At 57.7% G+C, this 12,303-nt stretch carries 11 protein-coding genes; 1 reads left to right on the top strand and 10 read right to left on the bottom strand.

All coding sequences use genetic code 11. The features are described 5' to 3' along the window. The first annotated feature begins 67 nt into the window (after positions 1 to 67). Positions 68 to 1,168 (top strand): tRNA 2-thiouridine(34) synthase MnmA, encoded by a 1,101-nt coding sequence (mnmA, locus tag NNL35_RS10940; protein ID WP_006679669.1) that lies wholly within the window; start codon positions 68 to 70, stop codon positions 1,166 to 1,168. A 79-nt stretch (positions 1,169 to 1,247) separates the two neighbouring features. Here mnmA and NNL35_RS10935 read toward each other — a convergent pair whose 3' ends face one another. The 10 genes from NNL35_RS10935 to NNL35_RS10890 all read right to left on the bottom strand — a co-directional run bounded on the left by NNL35_RS10935 (position 1,248) and on the right by NNL35_RS10890 (position 12,225). Continuing rightward, positions 1,248 to 2,591 carry a hemolysin family protein gene (locus tag NNL35_RS10935; RefSeq protein ID WP_254553355.1) on the bottom strand — a complete coding sequence of 448 codons (1,344 nt, stop codon included), beginning with the start codon at positions 2,589 to 2,591 and terminating at the stop codon, positions 1,248 to 1,250. 223 nt (positions 2,592 to 2,814) lie between these two features. Further along, a complete protein-coding gene (locus tag NNL35_RS10930; RefSeq protein ID WP_006679667.1) occupies positions 2,815 to 3,123 on the bottom strand; it encodes an ArsR/SmtB family transcription factor in 309 nt (102 codons plus the stop codon). Between the two features lie 169 nt (positions 3,124 to 3,292). Further along, entirely contained in the window at positions 3,293 to 3,835 is a 543-nt protein-coding gene (locus NNL35_RS10925) for a PCYCGC domain-containing protein (RefSeq protein ID WP_254553354.1), read from the bottom strand. A gap of 60 nt (positions 3,836 to 3,895) precedes the next feature. Then, positions 3,896 to 4,261: a fluoride efflux transporter CrcB gene (gene crcB, locus NNL35_RS10920; RefSeq protein WP_254553353.1), complete on the bottom strand. Its 366-nt coding sequence runs from the start codon at positions 4,259 to 4,261 to the stop codon at positions 3,896 to 3,898. After that, positions 4,258 to 4,749 (bottom strand): fluoride efflux transporter CrcB, encoded by a 492-nt coding sequence (gene crcB, locus NNL35_RS10915; RefSeq protein ID WP_254553352.1) that lies wholly within the window; start codon positions 4,747 to 4,749, stop codon positions 4,258 to 4,260. Before crcB (NNL35_RS10915) ends, crcB (NNL35_RS10920) begins: the two co-directional genes overlap by 4 nt. Before the next feature lie 35 nt (positions 4,750 to 4,784). Beyond that, the gene (locus NNL35_RS10910; protein WP_111155281.1) at positions 4,785 to 6,116 is read right to left on the bottom strand and encodes a replication-associated recombination protein A; all 1,332 of its coding nucleotides are present in this window, start codon (positions 6,114 to 6,116) and stop codon (positions 4,785 to 4,787) included. A gap of 5 nt (positions 6,117 to 6,121) precedes the next feature. Beyond that, positions 6,122 to 6,874: a tRNA threonylcarbamoyladenosine dehydratase gene (locus NNL35_RS10905; protein ID WP_006679662.1), complete on the bottom strand. Its 753-nt coding sequence runs from the start codon at positions 6,872 to 6,874 to the stop codon at positions 6,122 to 6,124. A 117-nt stretch (positions 6,875 to 6,991) separates the two neighbouring features. Beyond that, entirely contained in the window at positions 6,992 to 8,779 is a 1,788-nt protein-coding gene (aspS, locus tag NNL35_RS10900; RefSeq protein WP_254553351.1) for an aspartate--tRNA ligase, read from the bottom strand. Between the two features lie 85 nt (positions 8,780 to 8,864). Then, positions 8,865 to 10,115 (bottom strand): histidine--tRNA ligase, encoded by a 1,251-nt coding sequence (gene hisS / locus NNL35_RS10895; protein WP_254553350.1) that lies wholly within the window; start codon positions 10,113 to 10,115, stop codon positions 8,865 to 8,867. Between the two features lie 541 nt (positions 10,116 to 10,656). Beyond that, positions 10,657 to 12,225, bottom strand: a complete 1,569-nt coding sequence (locus NNL35_RS10890; RefSeq protein WP_254553349.1) for a coproporphyrinogen III oxidase — start codon at positions 12,223 to 12,225, stop codon at positions 10,657 to 10,659. Between the last annotated feature and the right edge of the window lie 78 nt (positions 12,226 to 12,303).

Genomic DNA, 12,303 nt, shown 5'->3' with positions numbered 1-12,303 from the left:
CGGGTCACGGCCAGGCAGCGGCTCCACGCGCCTGGACCGGCCGGCCCGCAGCAAAGACGGTGATATCATGACAACTGCGAATGCCCATACCCGTGTCGTCGTCGGCATGTCGGGGGGCGTCGATTCCTCCGTAACGGCCTTGCTGCTCAAGCAGCAGGGGTACGATGTAATCGGCATTTTTATGAAAAACTGGGATGATACCGACGAATTCGGACATTGCACCGCCGAGGACGATGCCGAAGACGTGCGCCGGGTCTGCGAGCAGATCGGCATCCCTTATTATACGGTCAACTTCGAGCGCCAATATTACGATAAAGTCTTCGCCTACTTCCTGGAGGAGTACCGGCGCGGACGGACCCCGAACCCGGACGTTATGTGCAACCGGGAGATCAAGTTCGGAGAGTTCCTGCAAAAAGCGCTCGATCTCGGCGCCGATTACGTGGCCACGGGCCATTATGCCCGCGTCGTGCGGGAGGACGGCCAGGCCAAGCTCCTTCGCGGCATCGACCGCAACAAAGATCAGACCTATTTCCTGAATGCCTTGAATCAGGAGCAGCTCGCGCGCGCCATGTTCCCGATCGGCCATCTGCCGAAGCCGGAAGTGCGCCGGATTGCGGAAGAAGCCGGACTCGCTACTGCGAAGAAAAAGGACAGCACCGGCGTCTGCTTCATCGGCGAACGCAATTTCAAGGAGTTTTTGAGCCAGTACTTGCCGGCCCAGCCCGGGGATATGATCGATATCCGCAGCGGAGAACTCAAGGGCCGTCATGACGGCTTGATGTACTATACGCTCGGACAGCGCCAAGGCCTCGGCATCGGCGGTTCAGGCACGGGCGAGCCTTGGTTCGTGGCAGAGAAGGATGTCGCCCGCAATATTTTGTATGTCGTCCAGGGCGACCATCCCAGCCTGTATTCGACCGGGCTTCGGGCGACCGGCGTGAGCTGGATCGCGGGCGAGGCGCCGGACAAGCTGCATTGCACGGCCAAGTTCCGTTACCGGCAGCCGGATCAGGAGGTCACGATCGAGCGAATCGGCGACGGGACCTATGAAGTGACGTTCGGGGCGCACCAGAAGGCAGTTACGCCGGGACAAGCCGTCGTGTTCTATGACGGCGAGGTCTGCCTGGGCGGAGGAACGATCGACGCCGTCCATAAGCTGAAGTACTAACCGCAAGCGGGCTACGCACCGGAAGCCCGGAATACACCAATCCCCCCTCGCTCTGGCAGCAAGGGGGGATTCGTTTGTTCTATACGGTTGTCGAGGCCGAAGAATCGATCTCGTCGTGGGCCGGCGCATCGAGCTTGCGGACATGCAGCCGCGCGATGCGAAGATGATCGGTCTCCTCCACAATGAACTCGAAGTGAGACTCGACGGCGATGGTCTGGCCTATCCGCGGCGGCACTTCCACCTGGGCGTAGATCCAGCCACCGATGGTATCGTAATCATCCGATACGATATCCGTGCCGAAATAGGAGTTCACTTCCTCGATCAGAAGGCGGCCGTCAATCGAATAGTTCGACTCGTCCCGCTTCTCGATCTGCGGCCGTTCCTCGTCGAATTCATCCTGAATCTCGCCGACGATCTCCTCCATAATATCTTCCAAGGTGACCAGACCTGCCGTTCCGCCGAATTCATCGATGAGCAAGGCAATTTGCACCTTGTTCTTCTGCATCATCTTCATCAGCGCGCTGATGGAGATCAATTCCGGCACGCTCATCATCGGTCTCATCACTTGGCGTATATCTTCAATCCCCGGCGGCGCCTTCACCAAATCCTTGATATGGACAAAGCCGATAATATTGTCCTTGTCCTCGTCGCACACCGGATAGCGTGTATGCATTTCCGTGATTGCTTTCTCTTTATTCTCTTCGAATGAATTCTGCGCATAAAGGCAGACCATATCCGTGCGCGGAATCATAATATCGCGCGCATGCGTTTCTGTGAAGTCAAAAATGTTATCGACCAAGGCAAGCTCGGTATTGTCAATCAGACCGCTCTTGTAGCTTTCCTTCATCAAAATACGTATTTCTTCTTCCGTATGAGCCGACTCATGCTCGGAAGCAGGCTGAATACCGAATAACTTCAGCAGAAGGTTCGCAGTTCCGTTCAATAGCCAGATGAACGGATACATAATCTTGTAAAAGTAACGGAGCGGCGCCGCCGTCAACAACGTAATCGCCTCGGCTTTGCGAATGGCCAAAGATTTTGGCGCGAGCTCGCCCAGCACGATATGAAGCACCGTAATGATGATGAACGCAATTACGGTCGATACGCTGCGCAATACGACCTCGCCGAGGCCGAGGGCCGCCAGCGGCTCTCTGAGCAGCTGCGCTACCGTCTTCTCCCCGATCCAGCCCAGGCCGAGAGAAGCCAGCGTAATGCCTAACTGGCAAGCGGATAAATACGCATCCAGATGCTCGGTCACATGCCGCGCGAACCGCGCCTTCGCATTGCCTTCCTGCACCAGCGTATCAATCCGGCTGCCGCGCACCTTCACCATGGCGAATTCGGCAGCGACAAAAAAACCGTTCAGAAATACAAGAAATGGAACCAAAAAAATGCCTAAGCCTATCGGTAACGGATCACCCAAACTTTCCCTGTCTCCCCGTCATCGGAATAGACAGGTACACCTCCCCATCATCTGAAAATAATTGCATTAAGAACATTATATAAGAAAGTACATAACCGTCAAATGGCGGCACGGCCCGAAAAACCGATGAAATGGCATCCCCTTGCCGTGCGCCCGGTTGACATTAAGTATATTCCGCCTCTACGGCGTCCTATCACCCGTTTTGCTCGGAAACGGGGCTTTTTTATAATTTGGAAGCATACCGGACCGCTTCATTCAACAATCCGATGATATAGTCATCGTCGCAAATGTATAAAATATTTTGTCCTTCCCGCCGGTAACGGACAAACCGGTAGGCCCGCAGCGTCTTCAACTGGTGGGATACCGCTGACTGGGACAGCTGCAGCGTCTCCGCAAGCTGATTCACTGCGCATTCTTCCTTGGCCAGCATGGACAATATCCGTATCCGCGTCGGATCCCCCAGTGCTTTGAAGGTTTGCGATACATGCTCGAGCACTTCAGGATCCAGATCTTTTCCCAGGAAATATTCCATCATTGTCTCTCCTTTGTCCTTTAGTCCATCCCCTGTGTATCCGGCTCCGGACGGGAATGAACATATCCTCATATGTTGGCAAGCTGTTGCCTGTAGGATATGACAAAGCGGCTCAATTTAAACATGGCGTTTCAAGGAAATTGACCGCACGCGAATCGGCGCAGCCTGCTTATACGGATGGCATCGGGGTAGGCGTAGGCTCGGCATATCCTTCTTTGTATTTGTCGTCGATGGCGTTGCGGATATCGATGTCGCTCATTCCTTCGCTCTTCAGCTTGGAAGCCTCTACCGCGATATTGAGGCATACGCCGCAGCGGGTGCCGTGATCGTCCCATACGACGGTGCCGTCTTCTTCGATCTCCGCGACGAAGCAGTTCAGATTGCTCTGATGTCCTGCCGATTCTCCGCAGCCGCAATAGCAAGGCATCGAGGTCAGCAGCTCATGGTTGGCGGCAGCCAGCTTGTATATCAATTGCATCTCCTCGCTCTTATCGTCCATAAAAGGCGGAAGCTGGTCGGCGGACGCTGTCGTTTGCCGCAGATCCCCATTCGGCATCAGCCGCTCGGCCGCCTCCGGCTTGCCCGTCCCGGTATGGCCGGCCTCGCCGGCGCTGCATCCGGCCGCTCCGAGCACCGATACCGTTACTATAACCGCACCGATAAGCATCTGAATCTTATTCCGTCCCGTTGAGGAACGCCTCGCTTGGAACATGTCGACTCCTCCATTTTCATTTCATGTCGATCGATACTGCGCTTGACCTTGCGGCCCGCGCTACCCTGGCAGACCGGCCAGCCATTGTCCTCCCGCCGCAGCGGCGAGTCCGACGGCTGCCGTCAGGAACAGATACAGCGCGCAGAGGCCGCGCTGCTTGTCCCTCCATAGCGTCAATGCTTCGAAGCTGAAAGTCGAAAATGTCGTAAAGGCGCCGCACCAGCCGACGGCAGCGAAGACATACAGCGGAGCGGGCAGCACCTGTCGCATCCCGGCCAACAGGCCGAGCAGGAAGCAGCCTCCCCAATTGACCAGCAGCGTCCCCCACGGGAAGCGGCTGCCTGCCCGCTTCGCAATATAAGCGCCCAACTCATAACGGCTCCAGGCGCCAAGCGCCCCGCCTATCGCTACCCACAGCATATTCATCGCCGTCCCTCCTGCAATGCGCCTGCCGGCTTGGAGCGTGCCGCCCAGCACATTCCGAGCCGGGCCAGCCCCAGACCGAAGCCGATGCTCACTGTCAGATAGAGGGCCGCGGCAGCATATCGATGGGCTGCGAACAGCTCCAGCGCTTCGACCGCGAAGGTCGAGAATGTCGTGGTCGCCCCCGTAAGCCCGGTTCCGAGCAGCGGCTTCCATACCGGAGACAGGCCGGGACGCTCCTGCACCCAGGTGAAGAACCAGCCGAGAAAGAGACAGCCGGCCAGATTGACGGCCAAGGTCGCCCATGGGAAGCCTGTCCCCGGATGGAACGGGAGCAGCAGGCCGACGCCATAGCGGAGACAGGCACCTGCGCTGCCCCCTGCCGCGACAGCGGCTCCCGTTGCTCTCCGCATCGCCGCGGCATCCGCTCTACCTGTATGCTTCGCCATCATCGCTTCCCTCTCCTTCTGGCTGCTGAATGTTGAGCCCATGAATGATTACCTGTATCCGTCACAAGAGCTTTTCGCTACCCTTGGTCCCCGTTGTCCGGCTTCGATTGGCGTCTCCGCTCCTGATTCAGGCGCATCTTCGCCTCGGTCCCTTGCTCGCTGGCCATGAAGAAGACCCGGTTACGGATTGAATCCGGCAAATACTGCTGATCGACATAATGCCCAGGATAATCATGCGGATATTTGTAGCCCTTATGCCCCAGCTTCTCGGCCCCTTTATAATGCGCATCGCGGAGATGGAGCGGCACAGGAGCCGACGGATAGTCGTCGAATGCCGCCATGACGCGGGCGATGGCCGCCGGAATCGAATTCGACTTCGGACTCTCTACGGCGAACAGAATCGCCTGGGCGACAATATATTTCGATTCCGGCCATCCGATGCGCTGGTACGCCTCCAGCGCGCTGACCGCCTGAACCATCGCCTGCGGATTGGCCAGGCCGATATCCTCGCTGCAGGCGACAGTGAGGCGGCGGATGAAGGTCATCGGATCCATGCCCAGCTTCTCCACCGCGTAGAGGAACCAGTACAGCGCCGCATCGCTGGAGCCGCGGATGCTCTTGTGGAAGGCGGACAGCACATCGTATTGCACCGATTCGTCTGCCTGCACGAGGGGCCTCCGCACGGACTCCTCCGCGACCTCCATCGTAATGCGGACGGTTCCGTCCGACTCCGGCGAGGTCGTCATGACCGCCAGCTCCAGCGCGTTGAGCGCCCGGCGAATATCGCCGTTCGCCATCGCGGCGATATGCTCCAGCGTTCCCGGCTCCGCCTCCACCTTCATGAAGCCGAGCCCCCGTTCCGCATCGGCCAGCGCCCGCCGCATCGCGTTCAGCGAATGCTCCTTCGTCAGCGGCTTGAGCTGGAACAGCGTCGAGCGGCTCATCAACGCTCCGTTGACATGATGGAACGGATTTTCCGTCGTGGCGCCGACGAAGATGATCGTTCCCTTCTCGACGGCGGGCAGCAGCGCGTCCTGCTGCGAACGGTTGAAGCGGTGCACCTCGTCCAGGAACAGAATCGTCTTCGTATTGTACAGATTGCGGTTGTTCTCCGCCTGCTCGATGACCGCCCGCACGTCTTTGACCGAGGCATCGACCGCATTGAGGCGGACGAACTCTCCCTGTGTCCGCTCCGAAATAATATTGGCCAGCGTCGTCTTCCCGCATCCCGGCGGCCCATACAGCAAAATCGAAGAAATGCGATCCCCTTCGATAGCCCGCCGCAGCAAACGGCCCGGCCCGACGATATGCTCCTGGCCGATATATTCATCAAGATTACGCGGGCGCATCCGGTCGGCCAGCAGGCGCATGCCCGGATCCCGTTCTTCCTGATAGGAGAATAAATCCATGTTCATCACCGTGATTCTAACGTAGTAAGCAGATCGCGGACGACGACGCTGACCATGATCAGCCCCGCCACCGGCGGCACGAAGGAGTTGCTGGCCGGCGGCTGCTTCGCCTTGCGGATATCCGGGGCCGTCTCCGGAACGATCTTCTCGGTCACGTCAACGCGCGGCTTCAACGGCTCCTCGGTCGAGAAGACGACCTTGACTCCTTTTTTGATGCCGTCCTTGCGCAGCTTCTGCCGGATGACGCGCGCGATCGGATCGACCGTCGTCTTCGAGATGTCCGCCACCTGGAAGCGCGTCGGGTCCATTTTATTGGCCGCCCCCATGCTCGAAATCATCGGGATGTTGCGGCGCAAGCATTCCTTAATGAGGTGAATCTTATAAGAGATCGTGTCCGAAGCGTCCACGACGTAATCGAGATCGTAGGCGAACAGTTCCTCGTACGTCTCTTCCGTATAGAACATATTTAAAGCGATAGCATCGCACTCCGGATTGATGAGCTTAATCCGCTCCTGCATCAGCTCCGCCTTCTTCTGTCCGACCGTCGTCGTCAAGGCGTGGATCTGACGGTTCACATTCGTGATGTCGACGACATCCTTGTCGATCATGATAATGCGCCCGATGCCGGTGCGCGCCAGCGCTTCCGCAGCGATGCCGCCGACGCCGCCGATGCCAAGCACGGCGACGGTGCTGTTCTTCAGCTTGTCCAGCCCTTCCGGGCCGATGGCTAATTCTGTACGCGAAAATTGATGCAACATCAGCTATTCCTCCTGCGGGCCTAACGCCCGAGTATAATGGCAACGCCCCTGGCCGCCTGCTATATAGCATAGATCGGCAAGGGGCGTTCGTTCAAGCTGCTCGAAGCAGCGGGCGTGTTATTGCTCTTCTTTCTTCTCTTTCTTCTTGAAGGTCGATTTGATATGAAGCTGCTCCAATTGAGCCGGCTCCACGACGTTCGGCGCATCCATCATCAGATCGACCGCGCTGGCCGTTTTCGGGAATGCAATCGTCTCGCGAAGATTCGTGCGTCCTGCCAGCAGCATGATAAGACGATCGAGACCGAGGGCGATCCCGCCGTGCGGCGGTGTGCCGTATTCGAACGCGTTCAGCAGGAAGCCGAACTTCTCCTGCGCTTCTTCCGGGGAGAAGCCAAGCGCCGTGAACATTTTCTCCTGCACGTCGCGCTTGTAGATCCGCAGGGAGCCGCCGCCGACTTCGTAGCCGTTCAGCACGAGGTCATACGCCTGAGCCCGGATTTGGCCCGGATCCGAATCGAACAGATGCAGGTCTTCATCTTTTGGACGCGTGAACGGATGGTGCGCCGCAACATAGCGCTTCTCCTCCTCATCATAGTCCAGCAGAGGGAAGTCGACGACCCAGGCGAACTTGAACGCGCTGTCGTCGATCAGATTCAGTCTGCGGCCGATGTAGAGGCGCAGGTTGCCGAGCACATCGTACACGACCTTGCGCGTATCGGCGGAGAAGAGCAGCAGGTCTCCGTCCTCGGCGCCCGTCCGCTCGCGCAGAGCGGCGATCTCTTCCTCGTTCATGAACTTGACGATCGGACCGCGGAACTCGCCGTCCTTCACTTGAATCCACGCCAGGCCCTTCGCCCCGTAGCGCGCCGCATACGGGCCGAGATCATCGATATCTTTGCGGCTCCACGTGCCGCAGCCTTTGGCGTTCAGCACTTTGACGACGCCGCCCTTCTCGATGACGGAGGCGAACACTTTGACGCCGCTGTTCGCCACGAGGTCGCAGACATCGACCAGTTCCAGGCCGAAGCGCAGATCCGGCTTGTCGGAGCCGTACTTCTCCATCGCTTCCTGATACGTAATGCGCTGGAACGGCGTTGGAATGTCCACGCCGATCGTCGTCTTGAACAGGCGGACCATCAGCTGCTCCATCATGCCCTGCAGCTGCTCCTCGGACAGGAAAGAGGTCTCGATGTCGACTTGCGTGAATTCCGGCTGGCGATCGGCGCGCAGATCCTCGTCGCGGAAGCAGCGGGCGATCTGGTAGTAGCGCTCCAGGCCCGATACCATCAACAGCTGCTTGAACAGCTGCGGGGATTGCGGCAGGGCGAAGAACTCGCGCGGATGCACGCGGCTCGGCACGAGATAATCGCGTGCTCCTTCCGGCGTGCTCTTCGTCAGAATCGGCGTCTCCACCTCGACGAATTCCTGCTCGTCCAGGAAATCGCGGATCACTTTCGACGCTTTGGAGCGCAGCTTCAGCGTGCGCTGCATTTCCGGACGGCGAAGGTCAAGGTAACGGTAGCGCAGGCGAAGCGACTCGTCGATTTCGATGCCGTCTTCAATGAAGAACGGCGGGTTTTTGGCCCCGTTCAATATTTCGATGTCCGTCACGCGAACTTCGACATCGCCCGTCGGCAGGTTCGGATTGACTGTCTCCGCGTCGCGCATGACGACTTGCCCGCTCACCGCCACGACGAATTCATTGCGCAAGCGATCGGCAATCTCATGGGCGCGGGTTGAAAATTCCGGGTTGAATACAATCTGCACCAGGCCGGTGCGGTCGCGCAGATCGACGAACAATACGCCCCCTAAATCCCGCCGACGCTGTACCCAGCCGTTCAAAGTGACTGTCTCTCCGATGCGGGCCTTCGTTATATCTCCGCAGGAATGCGTCTTATACATCATGAACTCCACTCTCCTCATTATCGATCGTTCTTCATCTATGTTCTTGCATCGTCTGCCTCTTGCCTGCACGCGGCGCCTCAGCAGTTCAAGCCTGCTTCAACTGCTGCGCCAATTCGGACAGCGGCACGAACCGCTGCTCCCCGCTGGCCAGCTCTTTCAGCGCAATCTCGCCCCGGGACAGCTCGTCATCTCCCAGAATCCCGGCATAACGCGCATGCATGCGATCGGCCGATTTCATCTGCGCCTTCATCTTGCGGCCCTGGTAATCCTTCTCGGCGGCCAGTCCTTCGCGCCGCAGATCGTTCAGCAGCTTCGTCACCTCGGCCTCCGCCTGTTCGCCAAGACCGACCAGATAAATATCGAGCGGCGACGTCTCATTGCAATCGACGCCCTGCTTCTCCAGGAGCAGCGCAATTCGCTCGAGCCCGATGCCGAAGCCGATGCCGGGCTGATCCGGCCCGCCGATATCCGCCACCAGACCGTTGTAGCGGCCGCCGCCGCCGACCGTATCGATGGCGCCGATGCCCTGCGCCTTGTACTCGAAGGCCGTATGCGTATAATAATCGAGTCCGCGCACGAGGCGGTGGTTCACTTCATATTCAACCCCCATCGCCGACAAATACTGCTTCACCTTGGCAAAATGCGTTGCGCACTCTTCATCCAGGCTGTCCAGAATGGAAGGCGCATTGCCGAATTTGTCCTGATCGACCTTGCAATCGAGCACGCGCAGCGGATTGCGCTCCATTCGGGACTGGCAGTCCTTGCACAGCGATTCCTTCATCGGCTCCAAAAATTGAAGCAGGCGCTCCCGGTATGCCGCGCGGCTCGGCACGTTGCCGACCGAATTGATCTCCACGCGGACGCCGGTCAGCCCGACCTCCTTCATGAATTCATACCCGAGTGCAATAATCTCCGCATCCAGGCTCGGATCCGAAGCCCCGAACGCCTCCACGCCGAATTGATGGAACTGGCGGTAGCGTCCCGCTTGCGGCCGCTCATACCGGAACATCGGCCCGATATAATACAGCTTCGTCACATCCGGTTCGCCGTAGAGCTTGTTCTCCACATAGGAGCGGACGACGCCTGCCGTATTTTCCGGACGAAGCGTCATGCTGCGATCGCCCTTGTCCTTGAACGTATACATTTCTTTTTCCACGATATCCGTCGTCTCGCCGACGCCGCGCTCGAACAGCTCAGTCTGTTCGAATATCGGGGTGCGGATTTCCTTGTAGTTGAATCGACGGCACAGATCGCGGGCTTTGCGCTCGACCGTCTGCCATATTTCGACGGTGCCCGGCAGCAAATCCTGTGTGCCTGTCGGCTTCTGATAAGCCATGTTCTTCCTCCTCCTGCCTGCTTCCTGAAAAATAAAAAAACTCCCGCCCTGCAAATGTAACATTTGCTAAGGGACGAGAGTTGGTTGTCGAATCCAATCACCCGTGGTGCCACCCACATTCCGCCGTCCGCTCTCCCTCGCCGGCCCATATGCCTCCGGATCGCTTCCCGCGCTTCATTCACGTATAACGCACGCCAGACGCCGAACGGCTACACATCCATTCGATTCCGAATGGAATTCGCCGCCGGTTCTCGGGGATGTCCTTCGTCCGTCCATCATCAAGGTTCTTCCAGCCATGGAACCTCTCTCTGCACATGTGGGGCGGGTTACTTGTTCCCGTCATTGAATCGGTTGGTATGTCAGAATATAAAGAACATTGTAAGGATGTAACACGCTAAAGTCAAGAAAAAAACCTACATCAGATGTAGGTCCAGCAAAAGAATATATTAAAAAGGGGGTCATGCATTCAGTATAGGGCGCAAATATTAAAGGAACATGAAGCAAAGATTACAAACAGATTACAAAAAAGCAAGCGTTTCCTTTAGGCCTCCCTGAACAATTCCTTCATCATTTCTATTTTTTTGCGCGTCACTTCCACATAATTGTCATTGTATACTTTCGGTTCCTTCGGGTTGGCGAAGCGGGTAATCGCGCCGGTTTGCGGATGCACCCATTTGGAGGATGCGCCGCAGCCCAGGCCCAGAATCGATTGAATTTCTTCGATAATGAGAATATTATACAGACTCTCGGTTCCCGGCATCGCATAGCCGACATTTTCCAGGTTGCCGAGGATATTTTTCTGGCGGTACAAATAATACGGAACATAGCCGTTCGCCCCCGTCCATTCCGCCGCCATCGTCATCATCCGCTCCACTTCTTCCCGGCCGGCCACTTTGAATTTCTCCTCGCCGCGGTGGCGGGTCATCTCAGAGGCGCGCTTGAACGACAGCGTATGGACCGTCACCGATTCCGGCATGAGCTGTTCCGTCTCCCGCAGCGTATGGGCGAACTCTGCCGTCCCTTCCCCCGGGAGCCCGATAATGAGATCCATATTGATATTATTCATGCCGAGTTCGCGCGCCAGCTTGTATTTCTCCACGGTCTCTTCCACGCTGTGATGGCGGCCGATAATATCGAGCGTCTCCTGAATATAAGACTGCGGATTGATGCTGATGCGATCGATATTCCACTTCCGCAGCACATCCAGCTTCTCCGGCGTGATCGTATCCGGGCGTCCCGCCTCGACCGTAATCTCCCGCACCTTCTCCACATTGGGGAAGGAGGTCATCATTTCCTCATACAGCATATCCATCTCTTCCGCCGTGATGCTGGTCGGAGTTCCACCGCCATAGTATATCGTCGTTATTGGAATATTCCGTTCCTTCAGGAAGCGTCCGATCTCGCGCATTTCATAGTGAAGCCCGCCAAGGAACGAATCGACCGAGCCTTGACGCCCGTTGATGTCGTAGGCCGGGAAGGTGCAATAGGCGCATTTGGTCGGACAGAACGGGATTCCGATATAAATGCTTAGCTGATTCTGAAGCTGATCCAGATCGGGCAGTGCCGTCAGCTGGCGTTCCACAATCTGTTCCATCAGCGCGATCTTGCTGTCCGTTATCAAATATTCTTCGCGAAGCATCTTCTTCGCCTCGTCCTGCGACAGTCCGCGCCGCCGGGCCTCATGCATCAGCTTCGTCGGACGGACGCCGGTCAGAATGCCCCACGGCTGCTCCATGCCGGTCCATGCGGTCAGCACCTGCAGCAGCGCATGGGAGAATGCATTCTTCACCTGCTTGCGGTACTGCTCATAGGTCGCTCCCGCAGGACACGGACGTTCATTGACGGCTTCCAGCGAAGGGCCGTCCTTCCGCTCCAGCGCAGCCCGGACATGAACGCGGCCCGCTGCCGCGAGCGGGAACGATTCGGGCGCGAGCCCGGCCTCCGGGTCAGTCTGCACGAGACGGATGACCGCCTCGGCTTCCTCCGCCCGCTCTGCCTCCGGCTGCTGGCTTACCTGATATGTGACCTCCGGCTGCTCGATGAACAATTGAACAATATGAATAAGCGAACGTTCAAACGCCGCTTCATTGGCGATTACTGTAATGCGCATTTCCTGCAAGCTCCCCCTTACGCGGCCCAAATTGGCTTTTCTTCCCAAAAAGGCGCCCATCCATGCGGGCGCCAGTCC

Origin of the sequence: Paenibacillus dendritiformis (assembly GCF_945605565.1) — a bacterium.
Lineage (GTDB): Bacteria > Bacillota > Bacilli > Paenibacillales > Paenibacillaceae > Paenibacillus_B > Paenibacillus_B dendritiformis_A.
Note: the sequence above shows the minus strand (reverse complement) of the source record. Positions and strands in the feature narration are given on the sequence as shown.

What these genes read in the sequence shown, in the direction of transcription:
- aspS (WP_254553351.1), bottom strand. Translation starts at nt 8,779, where the DNA reads ATGATGTATAAGACGCATTCCTGCGGAGATATAACGAAGGCCCGCATC.
- NNL35_RS10925 (WP_254553354.1), bottom strand. Translation starts at nt 3,835, where the DNA reads ATGTTCCAAGCGAGGCGTTCCTCAACGGGACGGAATAAGATTCAGATG.
- NNL35_RS10890 (WP_254553349.1), bottom strand. Translation starts at nt 12,225, where the DNA reads ATGCGCATTACAGTAATCGCCAATGAAGCGGCGTTTGAACGTTCGCTT.
- NNL35_RS10910 (WP_111155281.1), bottom strand. Translation starts at nt 6,116, where the DNA reads ATGGATTTATTCTCCTATCAGGAAGAACGGGATCCGGGCATGCGCCTG.
- mnmA (WP_006679669.1), top strand. Translation starts at nt 68, where the DNA reads ATGACAACTGCGAATGCCCATACCCGTGTCGTCGTCGGCATGTCGGGG.
- NNL35_RS10905 (WP_006679662.1), bottom strand. Translation starts at nt 6,874, where the DNA reads ATGTTGCATCAATTTTCGCGTACAGAATTAGCCATCGGCCCGGAAGGG.
- NNL35_RS10930 (WP_006679667.1), bottom strand. Translation starts at nt 3,123, where the DNA reads ATGGAATATTTCCTGGGAAAAGATCTGGATCCTGAAGTGCTCGAGCAT.
- crcB (WP_254553353.1), bottom strand. Translation starts at nt 4,261, where the DNA reads ATGAATATGCTGTGGGTAGCGATAGGCGGGGCGCTTGGCGCCTGGAGC.
- crcB (WP_254553352.1), bottom strand. Translation starts at nt 4,749, where the DNA reads ATGGGCTCAACATTCAGCAGCCAGAAGGAGAGGGAAGCGATGATGGCG.
- hisS (WP_254553350.1), bottom strand. Translation starts at nt 10,115, where the DNA reads ATGGCTTATCAGAAGCCGACAGGCACACAGGATTTGCTGCCGGGCACC.